General features: G+C 50.0%; 14 protein-coding genes. 8 read left to right on the top strand and 6 right to left on the bottom strand.

Annotation, left to right across the window (positions count from 1 at the left end; all coding sequences use genetic code 11):
• Nucleotides 1-4: 4 nt before the first annotated feature.
• The 3 genes from HQ48_RS05785 to HQ48_RS05775 are packed head-to-tail and all read right to left on the bottom strand — an operon-like array spanning nucleotide 5 to nucleotide 5,962.
• Nucleotides 5-2,341, bottom strand: a complete 2,337-nt coding sequence (locus HQ48_RS05785) for a DUF5689 domain-containing protein (RefSeq protein ID WP_044232271.1) — start codon at nucleotides 2,339-2,341, stop codon at nucleotides 5-7.
• A 27-nt stretch (nucleotides 2,342-2,368) separates the two neighbouring features.
• Nucleotides 2,369-3,178 carry a DUF5689 domain-containing protein gene (locus HQ48_RS05780; RefSeq protein WP_152568327.1) on the bottom strand — a complete coding sequence of 270 codons (810 nt, stop codon included), beginning with the start codon at nucleotides 3,176-3,178 and terminating at the stop codon, nucleotides 2,369-2,371.
• Between the two features lie 39 nt (nucleotides 3,179-3,217).
• Nucleotides 3,218-5,962, bottom strand: a complete 2,745-nt coding sequence (locus HQ48_RS05775) for a TonB-dependent receptor (RefSeq protein ID WP_235300203.1) — start codon at nucleotides 5,960-5,962, stop codon at nucleotides 3,218-3,220.
• Between the two features lie 207 nt (nucleotides 5,963-6,169).
• On the opposite strand from HQ48_RS05775, the gene HQ48_RS05770 reads away from it, so the two are divergent.
• The 6 genes from HQ48_RS05770 (at nucleotide 6,170) to HQ48_RS05745 (ending at nucleotide 12,195) form a co-directional block, all read left to right on the top strand.
• Complete coding sequence (locus HQ48_RS05770) at nucleotides 6,170-7,213, top strand: endonuclease/exonuclease/phosphatase family protein (RefSeq protein ID WP_044232266.1); 1,044 nt, start codon at nucleotides 6,170-6,172, stop codon at nucleotides 7,211-7,213.
• A 903-nt stretch (nucleotides 7,214-8,116) separates the two neighbouring features.
• The gene (locus tag HQ48_RS09025; RefSeq protein ID WP_052405234.1) at nucleotides 8,117-8,482 is read left to right on the top strand and encodes a DUF3276 family protein; all 366 of its coding nucleotides are present in this window, start codon (nucleotides 8,117-8,119) and stop codon (nucleotides 8,480-8,482) included.
• A gap of 12 nt (nucleotides 8,483-8,494) precedes the next feature.
• Nucleotides 8,495-8,920, top strand: coding sequence for a hypothetical protein (locus HQ48_RS05760; RefSeq protein ID WP_044232265.1), 426 nt, complete (start codon nucleotides 8,495-8,497; stop codon nucleotides 8,918-8,920).
• On the top strand, nucleotides 8,921-10,234 hold the full coding sequence (gene mtaB, locus HQ48_RS05755; RefSeq protein ID WP_044232263.1) for a tRNA (N(6)-L-threonylcarbamoyladenosine(37)-C(2))-methylthiotransferase MtaB: 1,314 nt from the start codon (nucleotides 8,921-8,923) through the stop codon (nucleotides 10,232-10,234).
• 13 nt (nucleotides 10,235-10,247) lie between these two features.
• The gene (locus HQ48_RS05750) at nucleotides 10,248-11,165 is read left to right on the top strand and encodes a lysophospholipid acyltransferase family protein (RefSeq protein WP_044232262.1); all 918 of its coding nucleotides are present in this window, start codon (nucleotides 10,248-10,250) and stop codon (nucleotides 11,163-11,165) included.
• 4 nt (nucleotides 11,166-11,169) lie between these two features.
• Nucleotides 11,170-12,195 (top strand): glycosyltransferase family 2 protein, encoded by a 1,026-nt coding sequence (locus tag HQ48_RS05745; protein ID WP_044232260.1) that lies wholly within the window; start codon nucleotides 11,170-11,172, stop codon nucleotides 12,193-12,195.
• On the opposite strand, the gene HQ48_RS05740 is transcribed toward HQ48_RS05745, so the two are convergent.
• From HQ48_RS05740 to HQ48_RS05730, 3 genes are all read right to left on the bottom strand, one after another.
• Nucleotides 12,192-12,839: a carbohydrate-binding family 9-like protein gene (locus HQ48_RS05740; RefSeq protein ID WP_044232258.1), complete on the bottom strand. Its 648-nt coding sequence runs from the start codon at nucleotides 12,837-12,839 to the stop codon at nucleotides 12,192-12,194. The genes HQ48_RS05745 and HQ48_RS05740 overlap by 4 nt on opposite strands.
• A gap of 32 nt (nucleotides 12,840-12,871) precedes the next feature.
• The gene (locus HQ48_RS05735; protein ID WP_044232256.1) at nucleotides 12,872-13,522 is read right to left on the bottom strand and encodes a LysE family translocator; all 651 of its coding nucleotides are present in this window, start codon (nucleotides 13,520-13,522) and stop codon (nucleotides 12,872-12,874) included.
• Nucleotides 13,523-13,645: 123 nt separating this feature from the next.
• Nucleotides 13,646-16,624, bottom strand: coding sequence for a putative LPS assembly protein LptD (locus HQ48_RS05730; protein ID WP_152568326.1), 2,979 nt, complete (start codon nucleotides 16,622-16,624; stop codon nucleotides 13,646-13,648).
• 384 nt (nucleotides 16,625-17,008) lie between these two features.
• Between HQ48_RS05730 and HQ48_RS09020 the strand changes: the two genes are divergently transcribed.
• Together HQ48_RS09020 and typA are read left to right on the top strand one after the other, a co-directional pair.
• Nucleotides 17,009-17,425, top strand: a complete 417-nt coding sequence (locus HQ48_RS09020) for a hypothetical protein (RefSeq protein ID WP_152568325.1) — start codon at nucleotides 17,009-17,011, stop codon at nucleotides 17,423-17,425.
• A 755-nt stretch (nucleotides 17,426-18,180) separates the two neighbouring features.
• On the top strand, nucleotides 18,181-19,980 hold the full coding sequence (gene typA / locus HQ48_RS05720; protein ID WP_044187223.1) for a translational GTPase TypA: 1,800 nt from the start codon (nucleotides 18,181-18,183) through the stop codon (nucleotides 19,978-19,980).
• Nucleotides 19,981-20,133: the final 153 nt, after the last annotated feature.

Below are 20,133 nucleotides of genomic sequence, written 5' to 3'. Positions count from 1 at the left end.
TTGATTAGCGTTTGCCTAGGGTCGTTACATCATCTTTGGGGAGCACGACCCATTCGTCAGGAGTGTAGGTCGCGTTAGGCTTATTGATGTCGGCCTTGCGATGTAGTGTTATATCCTTGCCTGCTCCATTAGAGCCATTTAGCCAAACCTCTCCCCACGTACCGATTACGTCAATCATCGTATCTCCCTTGAAGAGTGCTACGTTATCATTGCCGTTGAAGTTCAATGCTTCCTGATCTTGGGTTACATCACCCTTGTAGGCGTTTGCCCTAGGGTTGGCAAGTACGAGTGTCTGCTTGGCTTCTAGCTTGCCCGTGAGTGCCGTTTTCTTGATGCCCGACTTTTTAGCACCCTCCTTGCCATCTTTGCCGTAGTTATCCATTTGCAGGCTGTAGCCTCCTTCCTTTAGGTCGATAGCTTTATCCGTAGGGTTGTAGATCTGGATATACTTATTGCTGCCTCCACCCTCTACATAAGTGATGATCATTAGATCAGCGCCATTGGGTGTTGGCTTGGGGTCTGGCGTTGGGTCTGGCTTGGGTGTTTCGCCGAAGCGAGGAGAAGTCAGAGCCATATCAGCCTTAGTTCTTGGCCAGAGAGTGTATTGGCATACGCCATCTTTGTTGATGTTTTTGCTTAGGATACCAACGATAGAGCCGCTACCGGAGGGGCGTGTGTCGCCCTTGAATGGAGCGTAAGCCGAGATACCTAGAGAGAAGGTAACCTTACCTGTGATTGCAGGGTCGGTGTCAAGAGGTAGATATGCCGTCTTTTTCGTGTCGTCGTTGAGGACGCCGTTGGTGTCTTTGAGCTGAGTCTTGCTGATCTTCACGAGGATATTCTCCACTTTCTGAGCTTGTAGCTGTTCTACGGTTAGCTCAGCAGGTGTCATAGCTTTGGTCTGACCAGTTGCGGAGATCTTATTGCCCGTTAGTGCATCGGCTACATCTGTGAAGTCAACTTGTAGAGAGCCGTTGTATCTCTTCACAGTAGCGCCATGAGCGAGTACTTTGAGCTCGGCATCCTTGGCAAACTGTGGCTTGCTACCCTTGGGGAGGCGGAGCGTGATACCAAGATTACCTTCTTGCACGATGAGGTTGAGCAGGCTCTGCATATTGTTGCCCTCAAAGTCGTTGAGCAGAGCTACAGTGAGCTCTACGGCTTCCTCCACCTTAGCATCGGCTCCAGTGTCATATTTCTTGATGAAGTTTTCAAGACTCATCTTGACTGTTTCTCCGGGCTGTGGCTCGGGAGTGCTCCCTTCTTGGCAACGATCCTCTGTCATCTGCATATCGGCTAGGTTGCGAGGAGCAATGTTGTAGAAACGGATTTGCGTCTTGTCGTTTTTGTCCTTAGTAAGTTGTAGGACTCCAGTGATGCTACCACGCTTCTCTGGGATAGCTTCTGAGCCAAACTTAGCATTCTTGAAGACCGTCACGCTTACCTTGTTCTTGCCCTCTGGGGTAGGTTGGCAGTCCGTAATCTGATGGTTAGTTGTCTTAGAGTCTTTGACAAGAGTACCATCTGTGTTGATGAACTGCACACCCGATACCTGCACGAGAATATTGTCGTACTTGCCTTCGTAGATCTGAGCGATCGTCAGAGCCTTAGGTTCTAGCGTGCGTGTTTCTCCTTTTCGCTCTAGGCTGGCTCCATTAGGCAAGGTGAGCTGTAGAGAAACACCATTGAAATACGCTAGCTTAGCCCCCTTGGCCTTGATGCGCACTACCTCTCCGGGCTTTAGATCACGTACTTCTTCTTTTAGGATTACGGGGATACCGACTTCGCCTGCTTGTACTACAATGAGCTTGCTGAATGGCTGATTAGCTTGAGTGACATCGGTAAGTACCACAGCTTCGAAGAAGACATCTTCATTGATGCTGGGGATATCTGTCCCCTTGTCGTAGGTTTTTAGGAACTCGGAGAGAGGCATGCCCTCGAGCTGAGGATCGTCGGAGCCGTCCATGCCTGCTTGTTTGATTTTGATGGCCTGAGTCTTCGTCCCAGCCTTGACGAGTAGCTGTCCTAGACGAGCTCCAGAAGTATTGGGTAGCACCTTTACTGTAATGGTGTGCGATCCGGATGCTCCCTCCTTGGGACTCACATCTATCCAAGAACTAGAGTTGGAGATACTCCACTTACGATTGGTTTGTAGGGTAAAGTTGGCAGAGCCACCATCCTTGTTGTATTCTATTGTTTCGTTTTTGACTCCCTCCACGGTTAGCTCGGGAGTTTGGTAGGCATCGTCGTTGTCCTTACAAGAGGCGAAGATGCTACCCAAAGCTAGCACTCCAGCCAATAGATGGAGTGAGCGCATACGGATGTTACCTAAGATTTTCATTGAATATTGAATGATTGATTATGGACATTAGAAGCGAGCAGCACTCATCTTGGCGTCCGACTCTCTGAGTAGGAGCAGCTGAGGCGTGTCACGGAAGTAGCTCAAGATAGCCGTTATGCTACCCGAGCCTTGAGGGAGCTTACGACCTGCAAACTTGGCATAGCTACTGGTGCGTACGATGATGGTTTTGCCAGTACGATCCACTAGAGTGCGATTGACGTACCCTTGGCTTTTGCGGTCGTCTGGTGCTGCATAGGTTTGGTTGAGCTCGCTCTCGAGGAATTGCACCCCCTCAATGCGCACGAGTGTACCTGCGTATTGTGGGCTTACACCCGAGATGCTCAGTGAGCGAGGCTCTATGGAGCCGCTCTTTACGAAGAATAGAACCTCGGGGACGAGCTTCTCGGGGAAAAATGCCGTTTCATACTTGGGGTCAAGAGATCTATAGCCAAGGTTGATATGATCGGCATAGCGGCCGAGGGTCATACCACGAGTTCGCAGATAAATTTTGCTCCCCTGCGGATAAATAGTGCTAAGGTTACCCAAAGATAGCTTGAGTTCTAGACCTCCTGTTTCGTCCTGTATGTAGCAGGTGCGGTAGAGGTTGCCCTCGGTGTCGTCCGAGGCCATCGTGGCACTCACGATCACATCTTCGGCGATAGTGAGAGGCGAGCCGGGGTAGAGAGCTTTGAGCTGAGCTACCGTATGAGTAGGTTTGAGCTTCTCAATCAAGTCCTGCCCACTTTGGGGGGCTGGTTCGTCTGGTCTATTGTAGTTACAAGCTGTCGTTAGGCCGAGTATCATAGCTAGGACAGCCAATGTTTGATGCCATTTCATAATCTGTATCATATATTATGTGTCTGAAGAACCTATACCCTAGAACTGAAGCGACGTGTTGAAGAAGAAGTTCGTCCCATAGAGGTAGTAGTACTTGGAGGCGAATGGTGTATGTAGGGTGCTTTCGCCTGCCTCGTTGGTGTAGGAGCGTGTACGTAGCTGCTCAAAGCCTCCGCTGTGGATCTGTTTATTGTTGAGTATATTGCTCACAGATAGGTTGAGGCGGAGGAATACATCACGCTTGATACGCCATGAATAGCCTGCGAAAAGATCTACCGTGAACCCATCTTTGAGGCGCTCGGGCAGGATCTTGCTCTCTGGGAGGAAGGCACGACCAGCATCGGTGCGAGGTACAGGAGCCATGGAGATGTAGTTGCGTCCAAAATAATTGGCATTGATCCCAAATGTTCCGTACCAAGGGGCTCGATAGGTTAGACCAAGCGTGGCAGCCGTCTGTGGCGTTCCCGAGGTATTGAGTCCCTTCCAGTACACGACATCTTGCTCGACGATGCGGTTTACGTTGTCGATCGTCTGGATATACTCAGGGTTGCTGTCGTACTGATACTGCCCCAGAGCCATAGCTCCATTGAGTGTGAGAGTAGGGGATAGCTTGGCCTCTAGGCCAACCTCGGCTCCGATGTGTCGGGTTGCAATGCCCGAGAGGGTGTAGTTGGAGAAGGCGGCATGCTGGTCGGAGTAGAAGTTCATCGTACGGGTCTTGTCTGCAATTCGGGTATAGAATGCAGTCAAGCGACCACGTAGCCAAGGTAGACGAACCGCATAGCTCAAATCGGCCGAGAGCATGCGCTCGCTTTTGGGATCTGAGATACGTGTATCTCGAGTACGAGGAGAGATAAATACACTAGTGAACGTAGGGGCTTGCTCCACGTAGGCGGCATTGAGCAGGAGGAAGTGTTGGCCGCTGATCTTGTAGGTTAACCCAAGTTTAGCCGCAAGGTCGGTGAAGTCCGTGCGGGGAGAAGCTCCTAGTGAATTGTTGGGGAATAGACCTCTCTGCTGATTGCCGTGTCTATACATAGAGGTGTATGTGAGCGATACGGCTGTGTAGGCATCGAAGTGGCGGAAGTTGTATTTGAGATTCAGCCAGCCCTGCGCTCTGTCAATGATGGCATCGTAGTCGTAGCCGAAGCGGTCCCCCTCTCGGGCGATGCGGTCAGGGTTGCGCAGATCCATTTGAGCCTTGCTAGGGTCACCCCCGAAATCTCGATCTGCGAATTTGTCAATGTCGTACACATAGTCCGCCCCTAGTAGATCACCTACTTTGGTGTACTGCTCTGTACGATTGTGGCGGTAGTTGACGCCTGCATCCAGCCTAAGCCAGTCGTTCGCGATCCAGTTGAGTGAGGAGGCCAGAGCAAACTCCTGCTGGTCGCTGTGGCGTCGCTCTATCATATAGAGTGCACGCTTACCCTCGGCCAGTAGCTTACCCTCCGAGTTGTAGAGAGGAGCCGTATTGCTGCGGTTGATTTGGTAGAGCTTCTCCCAATTGATGTAGCGTGTATTGGGGTCGCTTAGCCAGTAGTCCTCGTACAGCAGAGCCGTTTCGGGGTCTTCTTTGCCCGGAGTAGCCATTTCTGTGAAGTAAGATGGTAGATAGCGGTAGTAGTCTGGGCGAGGGTCGGGAGCATTGTACCAGTTGAGCGACGAATAGCTGTTGTAGCCGAAGCGGTAGCTCGCAGTTGTGTTGATTTGTAGATGTTTGGCTAGATTGTCGTAGTAGTGACTGAGCTGTACGACGGGCTCGTGGTTATCTCGCTCACGAGCATTGCGCCAGTTACGCCCTTGGCGCCCCATGTTGGGGTTGTAGTAGTTGGAGCCTACTAGATCATATGCCTCTTGGGTCGATGCGCTCGCTACGCCTCGGCGTGTGGGAGCACCGAAGGCAACCAAACCGATGCTGTGGTTGTCGCCGAGTTGCTTCTCTATGGCTAGGAAGTAGCTACTAGCATCGTAGTGCTGCCCTCGTACATAAGAGTATAGTCCATTGCCCCAGCGTCTGCTGCCAGAGAGAGCCAGTGACCAGCCGTTTTGCATACGCCCCGTAGTCCAAGAGAAGATAGCACGGTTGCTGTAGGTCCTATTACTATTGGAGTAGGTTAGGCGTCGCTGAGCTCGATATTTGGAGGCTCTCATTTGTAGATTGCTTGTCAGACCAATTGTCCCGACAGCCACATCTATTGGCTCCAGCGTTTCGCTTAGACTTTGGTTGCGGGTCATATCGTTTAGCCCACCCCAGAGCGACCATACCGAGTAGCCTGTATTGAGGTCGTTCATCGGGATACCGTTTAGGTACTGAGCTGTGTAGGGAGAGTCGTAGCCTCGGCGGTTGAAGCGAGCTGGGCTGAAGGCGAAGCTCGCTGCGTTGTTGAATGGGTCTTGGCTCGCAGATAGTAGCGACCCAAGATCAGTACGTGAGCTACCGCCCTCGGATAGATCCTCTACTATGTCTAGATCTTCGGTGGAGAATCCTTGTGCGTCTTGTATGGGTGCAAGGCGTAGCAGTGGGAGCTTGGCTCCCGAGGCTGTCTGTATGTATTCGAATTGCTGTGCCTCATAGCCGGGCGCTGTGATGGTGATCGTGTAGCGTCCCTGAGGTAGCTTCTCGAGTGTGTAGTATCCGTTACGGTCGGTTTCCAGTCGTGTGCGTACGGGTCCCCACACGGAGATTGATACGCCCTCCACCGACTTGCCACTAGCTTGGTCTACAACCTGCCCTCGCTGCGTCTGTTGAGCAGAGAGTGAGCCAGCGGTTATTAGACCCATTGCCAATACTGTAAGTAATCGCTTCATGTCTATACATTATATAAGTAGGTAAGATCCGATACAATCATCTAGTTACACGGACGTTCCCATTGAAATTCAGCTTCTAATAAGTTTTATTAAATTTGCCCCAAGTCGAGAAAGTCCAAGTAATCAATCAGATCTTTGACTGGCTCAAAGTTATGAATTTTATATTAAAGCTCTTTTGTTATGCGGAAGCTAATGCTCACAGCATCTCTAGCCCTGATGCTTCTAGGTGTCGGGCAAGGACATGCACAGAAGTATGCCAAGATCTCAGTGGCGTTCTACAATCTCGAAAATCTATTCGACACTCAAGATGGCCCCAACAACGATGCCGATTTTTTGCCCAATGGCTCTAATCAATGGACGCCAGAGCGCTATCAGATGAAGTTGGATAATATGGCTGCAGCGATCAATCAGATTGCCGGGGATAGAGCCCCCGATATCCTTGGGGTCTGCGAGCTAGAGAATAGGCAGGTGCTTGAAGATCTGATTGCTCACCCTACGCTTGCTGCTCAGGGCTATAGTATCGTACACTTCGACTCGCCAGATAGACGTGGTATCGACTGCGCCCTGCTCTATAGAGGTTCTGTGTTTAAGTTTACAGATGCTCGCCCACACCCCGTTAATATCTCGGGCGAACCAGAGATCAAGACTAGAGATGTGCTGGAGGTCAATGGGGCTATCCTAGGCGAGCCCGTCAGCATACTTGTCGCTCACTGGCCTAGCCGTGCAGGAGGGGAGCAGATCTCGCTTAATAGACGTATGTCGGCGGCCAAAGTGATGAAGCGGGTGACGGACTCGCTTACGAGCATCGGAGCAGACCAAAAGGTCATTCTCATGGGCGACTTCAACGACGATCCCGTGTCGCCTAGCCTGACCAAAGGCTTGATGAGTAAGAATCAGCTCGACGAGATCCGAGAGGGCGATCTATTCAATGTCATGGCCAAGCTACATCGCCAAGGGTTAGGTACTTTGGCCTATCGTGATGTGTGGAACTTATTTGACAACATCGTCGTGACCAGCAACCTCATCGGTTCGGATCTGTCTACGCTCAAGCTGCTCGAGGATAAGACGACGAAGGCCTATGGGCGCATCTGCAACTCTTCTATGCTGACGCAGAAGACTGGGCAGTTTAAGGGGTATCCCTTCCGTACTTTCAGCTATGGACAGTTTCAGAATGGTTACAGCGATCACTATCCTGTCTACGTTTATCTAGTTAGACAGCTCTAGTCTGTTGGTTAAAGCCCCTCTGTGCTGGAGTTTCTTGAGGGCTTTTTTGCATACTATAGGCGATGTGTCGAGATGTAAGTCTTGGCACATCGCTTTTTGTGTTTGGGAGAGTTCTCTGGTAGGAGAGGAACTGTTGTAGGATTTATTGCTGCAGCAGCCTCCGTAAAGAGTACGAGATGTGTCAATGGAAGATGCAGAGATTGAGCCAAGGGTGCCACAAATAGGTGTCTGATCTCAGGCAGACGACTAAATGCGTGCGGATTAAACTTTGTAGACCCCACAGCCGTTTATGCATGATGCAGGTCGTCCACTAGCCATATTCTGGTGAACGGCTCTGGGCTTGCTAGCAGTAGTCTTTGGTATAGGGGGACGAGCGCCCTGCGCTTTCTTGGGCGGAAACTTTGGAGCAAGCTTAGCTCTATATAGAGATAGGCTTGCTCTATGTAGAGGTAACCTTGCTCTATATAGAGCTAAGTTTGCTCTAGAGAATTTTGCCGCTTAACCTATCTTTGCCATCGCTAATTTCTCGGTCTTTTGTCCCTCTCATGGTATCCTATACCTTGTCGAGAGCTTGAGAGTCTGCTAGGCTTCGAGTCTGTGCGTATACAGGCGTAAGTTTCTTTGCACCCAATTGTGTGAAAAATATCGTTGGCGGCTGATCTGTTTAATTCGCTTGTAACTAGGGGAAAAGGCTTGTTGTGTTGGTCTTGTTTATCAAAAAATAACATATAAAATGATGTTTCTTGCTCGATTAGTGTTTAGAAATATTAACTAATGACCAAACAAAAAGTACTATATTGGTAGTTATCATGTAGAATGCACCTCGCTAGGGAACAATTTTAATAGGTGGATTAGGTCTCAATAATGATAACTCTTAATACAACTAGAGGAAGAGATTACAGTATGAAAGAAAAAGAATATTCGGCATCTAAGGAGCTTTTCTCCAAGTGTGTCAAGGCTGGATCACGTTTCTATTATTTAGATGCGAAGCAGGATCAGCAGGGGAATAACTATTTGGTTATCTCCGAGAGTCGTATCAATACCCGTACTGGGCAGAGAGAGCGCCAGCGTGTCTTTGTCTATGAGGAAGATATCGACAAGTTTGTACAAGGACTTGAGGAAGTTATTAGTACCTTTGGTACACTTTCGGGTCAAGAAGCCGAAGAGGAGAGAGGTGTGGGGCTAGATCACACAGCAGGAATGGATAGTGCTATTACTCCAGTGAACATACCTGATGTGGATCAGTTCCTACAAGAGGAGATGGAGTAATATTCACATACAATGACGAAAATATCACATAGAGGACTCTACATCATAGCTAGCTTGCTGTGGCTTGTCGCAGGTGCCAAGGTACTGTATATTGCTTACGGGGTCTGGAATCTTGCATCTTCGGCCAAGATTTACTGGGCTTTTGGGGCGTACATCTTCTTTGCTCTGGGGATATTCCCTAGGGTCGTGGCCAAAAATATCAAGGTAATACAGCAGAGTGGTCGGGAGTTTCTGCCCATTTATCGCTGTTTTACCCCATCATCATGGGCGATTATGGCCTTCATGATGACCCTAGGTATTGCTCTACGCTACTCGGGGTTCGTTAGCTATACTTTCATTGCTGGCTTCTATACTGGCTTGGGCATTGCGTTAGTGGGTTCTATTCGCACCTATCTTATGCTTATCTTTGCTCCTCGCTCTAGCAATAATCAACATTAGATGACAGATCACTCTATATTTGAGAACAAAACTGCAGCCTACTATACACTGGGTTGTAAGCTAAACTTCGCAGAGACCTCTCACATCGGGAGGTCTTTGTTGGCACAAGGCGTGCGCACTGCGCGCACGGGAGAGCATGCCGATATCTGTGTGATCAATACTTGTTCAGTGACGGAGCTGGCGGACAAGAAGTGTCGCTATATGATTCGTAAGGCCCATCGAGAGCACCCCGGGGCTTTCGTCGTGGTAACGGGCTGCTATGCTCAGCTTAGCCCAGAGGAGGTCGCCCAGATCGAGGGCGTCAATTTGGTACTTGGCTCCGAGCAGAAGCTCGATGTCGTGCACTATCTTAGTCAGCTGGAGCTGAGCCGAGAGCAAGATCAAGCTCAGACGATTACGACGGCGACCAAGGATATTGAGCACTTCCACATCAGTTCCTCGAGCGACCAGCGTACCCGCCACTACCTCAAGGTGCAGGACGGATGCGACTACCACTGTACCTACTGCACTATCCCCAAAGCACGAGGCCGTAGCCGTAATGGCTCTATTGCTCAGATTGTGCAGGAGGCTCGACGCATCGAGCAGTTGGGGGGCTTGGAGATTGTACTTACAGGGGTGAATATCGGAGATTTTGGTCGTAGCACAGGAGAGAGTTTCCTCGATTTGCTCAAGGCTCTCGATACTATCTCTGGTATTCGGCGCTTCCGTATAGGCTCGATTGAGCCAAATCTGCTCACAGAGGATATTATTGATTTCTGTGCCGAGAGCCAACGTATAGCACCACACTTCCATATCCCTCTGCAGAGTGGTAGTGATGAGGTCCTCAAGCTGATGCGTCGTAGATACGATACTGCACTGTTTTCTCGTAGAGTCGCCTATATCCGAGAGCGTCTGCCCGAGGCTTTCATTGGGGTAGATGTGATCGTGGGTACTAGAGGCGAGCTCCTAGAGTACTATGAGGCTTGTGTAGATTATCTCACAGAGTTGGACTGCTCTCAGCTCCATGTCTTCAGCTATTCCGAACGGTCAGGTACGATGGCTCTGCGCATTGCCCATAGCGTAGACCCAAGAGAAAAGCACAGGCGTAGCCAGAGATTGCAGAGGCTCTCGGAGGATAAGCTCAGGGCATTCTACGAGGCCAATATAGGTCGAGAGATGCGTGTGATCTGGGAGGAGGGCAATGACGATGGCTGGATGACGGGCTACTCCGACAATTATGTACGTGTTGGCCGCCCATATCAAGCCGATCGGGTCGGGTCAATGGAGCTGGTACAAACTACAGGGCTGAGCGATACGGGATTATTCCTAATCTAACTACCTTTGCGGTATGAAATACCAGTTGTACAAGTCCTTTTTTGCTCTGCTCAGACGTCTGCCTTGGGGCGTACTCACAGCCCTGAGCAAAGGTATTGCTGCACTGCTTAGAGGCCCCATAGCCTATCGCCGTGCTGTGGTCTACGACAATCTCAAGCGTAGCTTCCCCGAGAAGAGTACTGCCGAGCTAGAGCGTATTGCTCACGACTTCTATGACCATTTGGTTTTTCAGTTCCTTTCTTCTCCCAAATTACTAGCTCAGCCCACCGAGGTCATTAAGCGGGAGCATATGCTTGTCGAGGGTATGGAGATCTTCGCCATGCTCAAAGCAGAGGGCAAACCTCTCTCCCTTGTTCTCATGGGGCACTGTGGTAATTGGGAGTTGTTCAGTGCAGGACAAATCTACTTCGACGAGATTGGCATTCAGCAGGAGCAGCTCTACCGCCCCCTCAAAGATGAGGCGCTAGATCGGGTACAGCTAGAGATGCGCTCCGCACTCGGCTCGATGACGACCCCCAAAGACCAAGTCGGTAGACGATTGATTCAGCTGATGCGTCAGAGCCCAGACTCTGGGCATACCATTGCTTTCATCGCAGACCAGACACCCGGGCAGGACGGTCGAGTGGGCCTTTGGGCAGATTTCCTCAATCAGCCTACTGCGTTCCTCGACGGAGCGGAGCGTTTGGCTGCCAAGTATCAGTTGCCCGTGGTGTATATGGACGTCGTTCGTCATAACAATCGTTGTTATACTGGCCGAATGAAGCTGCTGAGCGCTAACCCACACTTGCTGCCAAGGCATGAGCTCACCAAGCTCTATATCCACGAGCTCGAGCAAACTATTCGGCGAGATCCCGCCTGCTGGCTCTGGAGTCATCGCAGGTGGAAGCTCAAGCCCCCCGAGGCGCAATCCACTCCCTCTCAAATCAACTAGTCCGATGGAAAGACTCAGGCGTGTAGCTGTCGTTGTCTTGAACTGGAATGGCCGTAGACTGCTCGAGCAGTTTATGCCCTCTTGGGTTGCGTTTACGCCAGCCGAAGCGGAGCTAATCATTGTTGATAACGGTTCGTCCGATGATTCGGTCGCCTATTTACAGAGCCATTATCCCGATGTTCGATGTATTGCATTTGACCAAAACTATGGGTTTGCCCTCGGTTACAATAGGGCAATAGAGATGCTTGAGCACTCGGTAATCGTCCTCCTCAACAGTGATGTGGCCCTGACCGCAGGCTGGCTCGATGAGCCTCTTGCTTTGCTTGAACACTCTTCGGACATCTCGGCAGTACAACCCAAGATACGTGCCTATCGTTCGCCTGAGATGTTTGAGTATGCAGGAGCTGCTGGAGGCTATCTAGATGTATATGGTTACCCATTTTGTCGGGGGCGTATCTTCGATACCTTGGAGGCGGATAGGGGGCAGTATGATGAAGTTGCGACAGATCTGCTCTGGGCATCTGGTGCGTGTCTGATCATTCGCCGAGAGGCTTACTTGCAGGCTGGGGGACTCGATGCTCGCTTCTTCGCGCATCAAGAGGAGATAGATCTCTGTTGGCGTGTAGTAGCTCGGGGAGGGAGAATTGCTCTAGCTCCCCATTCGATAGTCTATCATGTGGGAGGTGCTAGTCTAGCAGCGGAGCATCCGCGCAAAACCTACCTCAACTTCCGCAATAATCTGCTTATGCTCTACAAAAATTTACCCGAAGCACGCCTTGAGGCAGTACTTCGGGTACGTATTTTGTTGGATTGTTTGGCTCTATTGGTCTTCTTGCTGCGTGGGCAAGTGCGCCATGCTAGGGCAGTTTGGCAGGCGTATCGAGATTATCGTACAATGCGTCCCGACTTCGAGGCTGATCGACGAGAGAACTTAGCCCAAACAAAGGTTCCGAACCCCGAGGGTATCAAAACATTTAGTCTGCTTCGCCGATATTACCTTAGCGGACAGAAACATTACAGCCAACTCTAGGCTTGCTCAAAAATCAGCTCACCAAAAAACTGAGGTCTGTGAAAGGCTGGTTGCTCCTCTACGATTGGCGACCAAGATAGGTAGTGTGGGTGTGCTGTACCGTCTGCACACTTGTAGAAGTTAGCTCGCATTGACTGTGGGCGCTCTCCCTCGGCATAGCCCATGGTCGTCCATGGGATTAGGGCAGTTAGCTCCCACGTATGCAGGCCTGTTTGGTCTAGCTTCTGATCGGTATATGTAGCATGGCGGCGGATTGTCGCAAACTCCTCAGCAGTGAAGCCAGTCCCTTCGCCAACTCTTGGGTGATGAGAGGCGTAGCAGACACCTGCGGCATTAAACTCGAAGTTGATATAGGCTTCCCCCTCTTCACGTTGCATGAAAAACTCCACACAGCTATCCTCGTGAACATAGTGACCATCTCCCTCCGATAGTGTACGTAGATCTAGACCTCTCACGAAGTAGTGCAGAGCAATACCCTCGTGGCAGTGGGCAATATCTACTACCGCTATCGGTTGATATGGGAAGTCGGCCTCCCAAGGCAAGGTGTCAATATGTAGACGACGCCCTCTGCTCTCGAGAAGAAGCGGGAGGTCGGTCATAGAAGCTGAGGATAGATCGACGAATGGGATAGTTGTTCTTTTCATATTAATGTAGCTGTTTCGTTGGTTAGACGCCACTAATAGTGAGCCAAGTAATAGGACTCAATCCCTGTATAGATACCAATGATGGCGATGATGAATAGGATTGTCGCTACACCACGGCTAATCCACATTACACCACGGTCCCCCATACGCTGTGAGAGTTTCGTAACCAAGTAAGTTAGCAGTACCCACCATAGCATACAGCCGATGCCTATGGCCGTCAGGGCAAGGGCTAGTTCTAGCCCGGGCGTGCTGCTCTCTCGGACAAATCCGAAGCGCGTATATAGTGGTAGGATCAAGAGCATGATGAAAGGGTTCGAGAGTGTGACGAGGAAAGCCGTTACGACTTTGCGCAGGCCATGTATCTTGCTGAGGCGCTTGGTGGGTTGATGCTTGACGCCCTTGCCAGCATTGCGAAAAACCACATAGCAAAAAATCATAATAATCACTCCGCCCAAAATGCGCAGAGCGGCATCGTACGCATCGACGAAGTCCAAGACTAGGCCCACACCTAGGTAAACAACAAAACCATATAGGACATCGCTAATCATGGCTCCTACACCTGTGAGCAAACCTTCCTTGCGTCCGCCATATATGGTCTCTCTCAGGCACAACAAACCCACAGGTCCTAGTGGAGCTGAGATGATAATACCTATGATGATACCTTTAATTAGTGTCAGTAACATGCAAGTTCTTTCTAGATGTTGCCTCTAGTTCATATCGTTTCTTAGGGAACATCTTTGCAAAGGTACGGAAAAAGTGACGAAGTCTACCGCTCTGTACAATAGAGTTTCCAAACTTAGATCGTACTAATACCAGACTGATGGGTTAGGACGGCTGTGCTTGTCGTACTTGAGATCCTTGAGTAGTGAGCTCTTGACTCCGATAGTCAGATTGTAGCTCTTGTACGGGCCAAACGGAATGGCACTAGCAGTGAAACTCCAGCAGTGTAGGTCTCGGCTGATGCCGAGGGTCATGTTGGCTATCTTCTTGCTGAGGAAGTCATAGCTCGCATTGAAGTTGAACGACCAATTTTTCGTTGGCTGTATACTGCCCGAGAACATTAAGCTGTGGGTTAGCCCATAGTTATACTCGTCACGATCGAAGTCGAAGGTCGTTCGGTTGAGATTGACCCCATAGCTGATTGAGAGATTCCAAGGTACAGAAGCTATACCATAGCCGTCTGCATCGTACTGTATATCGTCTTGATTGCCATACATCGATCCTCCGTCTTGACTAGCATTCTGATTGGCTGCCATCTCTCCCAGAGATGTATCTCGGTTCGTTTGGTTGGGCCCCTGCATATTGTCGGTGCCTTCGCCAGAGTCTTTCCCCGATCTGTTACCCTGTTTGTCCTTGTCCTCGCCACTGAAGAGCTTCATGAGCTTCTCGAAAGTGCCGTTATTGAAAGTATAGCTAAATGATGTACCCGTCCCTCTGAGCGAGCCAATTCCTCTGCCGTTGAAGACACGTAGCTTATTGAGCCTTATTTCTCGCTTCGTCCCATCGGGGCTAGTCGTATGCCCGTACATATAAGGGTCGAAAGATCCGCTGAGGTTGAGGTTGAAGCTCTTGGAGAGCTTGAGGTTGATACGTGCATTGATGTCGCTCAGCTGAAACGAATCCGCTGCCATATTATAGCTTGTGCTGACGGAGAAGTTATCGATAAGGCTGACTTTCTTGAAGCTCTCTACCGTATCTTGCTTACTGCGGATCTTTGCTTCGATATTGTTGTCTAGGCTGAAGTTGAGTGATGCACTCTTGCCTCGGCCTGCTCCTCCGAAGATATGATCATCGCTAAAGAGTGAGTAGATCTCTTGCTTTCTATTACCATTCTTGTCTGTGTACTCGATGTGCCGCCAAGATCCCCAGAAGTCTTCGCTGAAGTCGGGGCGGTAGCTGATCCCGATGCTTGGAGTCATACGATGGCGAATCATCTGCAATTTGTCGCCGAAGATACGCCAAGGCTTGAAGAAACCATAGAGTGTGGTATTGAGGCTAGCCGATGTGCTGAAGTCGTAGGATCGGTTGAAGCCGTACTTCCTTTTGCTTACAAGCCTGTCTTGCGTGGGGTCGTACTCTTTGACTGACTTGTAGCTATACCAGCGCTCCGTATAGTTGGCGCTAAGCGTCATATCTATATAGTCAAATATCTTGTACGATGCCGAGATCGGAATGCTGTGGCTGACACCATTGCGCCAGTCCTTGATGAGGTTCTTCTTGAATACTTCGTCTTCTTTGGCCGAGATACTATTGCGTAGTTGTCCTGAGTAGCTGAGCCCGATCTTCTCGTACCACCGTTCTTTGCCCACACGCTTCTTCCTTTTGAATGGGAAGATACGGTTCATACTTACCGAGATATTGGGCGAGGTAAGGGCTACCTCTTTGGTCGATGAGGTCTGAGAGGCATCGATTGAGGCTGAGAGGCGGAATGGTGTACCGACGAACGTACGGCTATAGTTGATAGATGAGCTCTTGGTGTTCTGACCAGAGAGATTCGGGTTGTAGAGCGTGTTGAGCGAATTGTGGTTGTAGCTACTGGTGGAGAAGTTCACACTTGCCGAGAAGGTTTGGTTGGGGTTTGCCTTGGCGTCCTGCGAGTGCGTCCAGTTGATGCGGAAGTCTTTGGTCGAAGTGAAGTCGCCTGCCACATCTTCGTCACCCGTTTTGGTAACGATGTAGCTGAGGTTAAATCCGCCATTGTAGCTATAGCGTTTGCGATAGTTGGAGCTAGCATTTACCCCCCATGAGCCTCGGCTGTACCAGTCCCCTGTGATCGCTAGATCTACATAGTCGTTGATCGCCCAGTAGTAGCCTCCCTCTCGCAAGTAGAGGCCTCGCTGTGCTTCCTCTCCGTACTTAGGCATGATGATCCCAGAGGAGTAGGAGCTAGAGAACGGGAAAAATCCGAAAGGCAAACCAATAGGTAGTGGTACGCCTAGGATCTCTAGATAAGATGGCCCTGCGACGATATTCTTACCTGTGCGTACCTTGGCTCTGGTAAGTTTTAGGCAGAAGTGGGGACTCTCTAGGTCGCTACACGTGGTGTAGGTGCCACCCTCCATATACATATGCCCCTCTGTGTCCTTTTTCGTACGCTCAGCCACGACATAGCCCTCGCCTTGTTTGGTTACGGCCCCAGTGATGAACCCTTTGGATGTCTTGAAGTTGTAGTTCATCGTCTTGGCTTCATAGCTTTGGTCGCCGTCCCTAAACTTGGGGTGAGCCGTAGGGCGACCGAGGCTGTCTAGTACGTAGTGAGCGTAGACAAGGTTGCTGTCCACATTCATACGCATAAAGTTAGCTTCCAGTCCTTTGTCCTTGTAGTCCACTGTACTTGGCCCAAAGAGATATGCCAGATTGGATCCAATCATGACGATAGAGTCCTTGGCCTTGTACTCGATGATGTCGTCGAAACCATCTACTACGGGGTTGCGCTTGCTGCTATCTGCTTGGTTCTGTAAGCTATCGACCACTGAGATGCTGTCTGCTACGGTAAGGCTGTCTGTCCTAGGGCGTAGGGAGTCTACGAAGATGCTATCTAGTAGGCGAAGGCTATCGTTGGTTACCGAGAGGCTATCGATGCGTAGAGAGATCGTGTCAATAGCCTTTGCAGGGCTGTCGGGTACTGCGAGAAGGATTGTATCGAGCGTATTGCCCTGCTCTGCCTCTACCTTGGGAGATGCAAGGGGTATAGGACGGCGAAAGACGCAGGCCGATAAAATAAGGATTAGGAGGATTCCTAGTGGGATTGTATATTGTTGATACCGCTTGCGGTTCTTAGACATATCCGTTCTATTCTTACATTCTTCCGAAGAAATAACGAGCAAAGATACATATATAGTCTTTAATACTCATGGCCGATAAGACGCATCTAGGTAAATCCTAGCTATAAGTTTAGTGGATTGGTACTAGATACTGAAATCCAATCTAGGGTAGGGCTGTTTATCCTTTCTAGTGGAGGTCTAGATGCGCGAGGGCAGGGGCTAGGAGGATCGAGCAAAGCTAGTTCTGGACCCTAGGGATTGGCCTTTTGTTATCGAAGTTCGTATTTTTACGCTGATTGGCAGGTTGTTGCCCACGTACTTTGAGATTGCATACGATTTGTGTGGGCGTGTAGAGCTGCCGACTGAGAGTTTGTGTTTGATATGATCCCCAACCTAAAAGAGGCAATGAAGAAGAAAACAGCAAATAAGCCTAGAGAGGAGAAACTCTTCTTGGGTAAGTACAAGATTGGTCGGCGAGGCGTAAGGGTAGATGCCTACTATGTCGATGAGGCAGAAGCGGAGGCCTACTGTAGAGATAGAGAAGCTCTGGCAGAGCGAGCCATTAAGTTCTTCTCGACCTACTGCACTATGGTGGCTCGTCACTGGGCTGGCAGCGAGGACGGTGAGGCAGTCGTGGGCTACGATGCCCAAGATCATATACTCTCGCTCATACACCTCGACCCCTTGGGCATACAGATGCATCTAGAGTGTCCAGAGGACAAAGATTTTGAGGAAGCACTACTCTACCACAATATGATGGATCGGCAAGATTACGAGAGGCTACGAGAGCAGAAGACCCAAGAGGATAACTCTCGTTCGTAGTGCCCAAGGCTCGTCGCTCTCCTCTAAGTGTGCCAGCCCTTGGCAGGAGAGGTGGCCCTTGGCTTACCGCTGCGATATCCTTGCTCCACAATTTTAGAGCTATTTCTGCAAGTGGCGATATTTATATTTTTGATCACTTTTCAGAATGTCTATGGGAAAGTCTTCCGTGGCTTGATGTAAAAAGTATAGATCCCGTATTTGCCCCCTAGGAGGGGCTACACGGCGTTTAGAGTCGTTTCGGCTCTCTGGCCCCATAGTCGGAGAATCCCCCTCTTAAACGTGGTTTTTTAATGTGTTGATAACCAGATGTCTAGTTTTGTATTTTGTGTTGCATAGTCAGATTGCCCCTTCCATGCTCGGTTTTTCTTCCCATTAACTTGATCAGATTGATGGACATCTCCTAGAGTATTAGTCCATCAATTGCCGGGAGTTAGTCCTTCAATCTTTCCACGATCACCTATCGCTTCGGATCAACCTCTTGGGCATCATCTCTGGTTTGGTGCCAAGCAGTTTACAGTCCTTAACGCAAATGTATCAAGACCGAGCAACTTCTGCATACGGTATGATGCTTCCTCCGAGTGAACGTAATCTGGCAGGCAAGCACAGCCTAGCTCCGAGCTTCTGGAACTGCATAGATGCTCTGTGGTAGTCAGTCCCTCGTGACAACCTCTTCTATTCCTACTTTCTAGTGGTGATTGTTGATGTAGTGCCCTCAGATTTTGTATTACCTTTGCAGCCAAGAATTAATGAGATAAATGCAAGATATTAGAAACATTGCCATCATCGCCCACGTAGACCACGGTAAGACTACACTCGTGGATAAGATGCTACTGGCAGGGAAACTTTTTAGAGACGACAAAGCCGCCGAGGTAGACACCTACCTAGATAATAACGATCTAGAGCGTGAGCGAGGCATCACGATCCTATCGAAGAATGTGAGCATTCGCTACCGTGATGTTAAGATCAATATCATAGACACGCCCGGGCACGCCGATTTTGGTGGCGAGGTGGAGCGTGTACTTAACCTAGCAGATGGCTGTCTACTTCTTGTAGATGCTTTCGAGGGGCCAATGCCTCAGACTCGTTTCGTGCTACAAAAAGCCATTGAGATGGGGCTGAAGCCCATCGTTGTGATCAACAAGGTTGACAAGCCCAACTGCCGCCCCAGTGAGGTGCAGGATATGGTCTTCGACCTGATGTTTAGCCTCGGAGCAAGCGAGGACCAGCTAGACTTCGAAACAATATATGGCTCCGCCAAGCAGGGCTGGATGAGCAAAGACTTCAACGAGCCTACCCAAGATATCACCACACTGCTCGACACAATCCTTGAGCAAATCCCCCCGCCCGAGCAGATTGACGGCCCTAGCCAGATGCTCATCACTTCTCTAGACTTCTCTAGCTATGTGGGGCGTATTGCCGTGGGACGTGTGCACCGTGGTACATTCAGAGAGGGGCAGGACGTGATGCTCTGCAAGCGTGATGGCTCGACCAGCAAGATGCGCATCAAGGAGGTTAATATCTTCGAGGGGCTAGGACGCACTAAGGTAGACTCCGTTTCCTCGGGAGATATCTGCGCCCTAGTGGGCATTGATGGCTTCGAGATAGGCGAGAGTATTACCGATGTTTCTTGCCCAGAGGCTCTAGAAACGATTGCTGTCGATGAGCCTACGATGAGTATGCTCTTCACGATCAATAATTCGCCCTTCTATGGCAAGGAGGGTAAGTTCGTTACTAGCCGCCATATACATGATCGCCTGATGCGTGAGCTAGACAAGAACCTTGCGCTGCGTGTAGAGCCAGCCGATACGGCCGATAGCTGGCTCGTCTATGGGCGAGGCGTGCTCCATCTCTCGGTTCTCATAGAGACGATGCGTCGAGAGGGGTATGAGCTACAAGTAGGTCAGCCTCAGGTGATCATCCGTGAGATAGACGGCGTCAAGCATGAGCCTATCGAGCACTTGACGGTCAATTTGCCCGAAGAGAGCGCCAGCAAAATCATTGACATGGTCACTCGCCGCAAGGGAGAGATGACGATGATGGAAACTAAGGGAGATAGGACTTTCCTCGAGTTCAACATTCCCTCTCGTGGCATTATTGGGCTAAACAATGCGGTACTGACAGCCTCGGCAGGCGAAGCAGTCATGGCGCACCGCTTCCTTGAGTATCAGCCATGGAAGGGAGATATCGACCGGCGCAACAATGGCTCGATCATAGCCCTAGAGACGGGTACAGCCTTTGCATACGCACTCAACAACTTGCAGAGCCGTGGACGCTTCTTCATCTCTCCACAAGAGGAAGTTTATGCTGGCCAAGTCATCGGCGAACACAGCAAAGAGGGCGATTTGGTGGTCAATGTCTGCAAGAGCAAGAAGCTAACTAATATGAGAGCCTCGGGCAGTGATGACAAAGTAGCGCTCGCGCCACCCGTAGTATTTAGTCTGGAAGATGCGCTGGAGTACATCAAGCCCGACGAATATGTGGAGATTACACCACACTCGCAACGTATGCGTAAGATTATCCTTGACGAAACGGAGCGCAAACGACTCAACCGCTAGGTATCTTAGGATCACTAAAAGCAATCACAATTATGTACAACGCAGAAGCTGTAGAAAATGATCGTCTTTCGGATTAGGCTACGGCTTCTGCATTTTTGTCTAACTATGAAGAAGTAATTAATTGATTTTTAATACTAATTAATCGTTATTTCC

It is taken from the genome of Porphyromonas sp. COT-290 OH3588 (assembly GCF_000769075.1).
Lineage (GTDB): Bacteria > Bacteroidota > Bacteroidia > Bacteroidales > Porphyromonadaceae > Porphyromonas.
Note: the sequence above shows the minus strand (reverse complement) of the source record. Positions and strands in the feature narration are given on the sequence as shown.

Excerpts from the sequence above, each read along its gene's own strand:
- HQ48_RS05735 (WP_044232256.1), bottom strand. The coding sequence starts at position 13,522 with ATGTTACTGACACTAATTAAAGGTATCATCATAGGTATTATCATCTCA.
- mtaB (WP_044232263.1), top strand. The coding sequence starts at position 8,921 with ATGACAGATCACTCTATATTTGAGAACAAAACTGCAGCCTACTATACA.
- HQ48_RS09020 (WP_152568325.1), top strand. The coding sequence starts at position 17,009 with ATGAAGAAGAAAACAGCAAATAAGCCTAGAGAGGAGAAACTCTTCTTG.
- HQ48_RS05770 (WP_044232266.1), top strand. The coding sequence starts at position 6,170 with ATGCGGAAGCTAATGCTCACAGCATCTCTAGCCCTGATGCTTCTAGGT.
- HQ48_RS05785 (WP_044232271.1), bottom strand. The coding sequence starts at position 2,341 with ATGAAAATCTTAGGTAACATCCGTATGCGCTCACTCCATCTATTGGCT.
- HQ48_RS05775 (WP_235300203.1), bottom strand. The coding sequence starts at position 5,962 with ATGGGTCTAATAACCGCTGGCTCACTCTCTGCTCAACAGACGCAGCGA.
- typA (WP_044187223.1), top strand. The coding sequence starts at position 18,181 with ATGCAAGATATTAGAAACATTGCCATCATCGCCCACGTAGACCACGGT.
- HQ48_RS09025 (WP_052405234.1), top strand. The coding sequence starts at position 8,117 with ATGAAAGAAAAAGAATATTCGGCATCTAAGGAGCTTTTCTCCAAGTGT.
- HQ48_RS05745 (WP_044232260.1), top strand. The coding sequence starts at position 11,170 with ATGGAAAGACTCAGGCGTGTAGCTGTCGTTGTCTTGAACTGGAATGGC.
- HQ48_RS05760 (WP_044232265.1), top strand. The coding sequence starts at position 8,495 with ATGACGAAAATATCACATAGAGGACTCTACATCATAGCTAGCTTGCTG.
- HQ48_RS05750 (WP_044232262.1), top strand. The coding sequence starts at position 10,248 with ATGAAATACCAGTTGTACAAGTCCTTTTTTGCTCTGCTCAGACGTCTG.
- HQ48_RS05740 (WP_044232258.1), bottom strand. The coding sequence starts at position 12,839 with ATGAAAAGAACAACTATCCCATTCGTCGATCTATCCTCAGCTTCTATG.
- HQ48_RS05730 (WP_152568326.1), bottom strand. The coding sequence starts at position 16,624 with ATGTCTAAGAACCGCAAGCGGTATCAACAATATACAATCCCACTAGGA.
- HQ48_RS05780 (WP_152568327.1), bottom strand. The coding sequence starts at position 3,178 with ATGAAATGGCATCAAACATTGGCTGTCCTAGCTATGATACTCGGCCTA.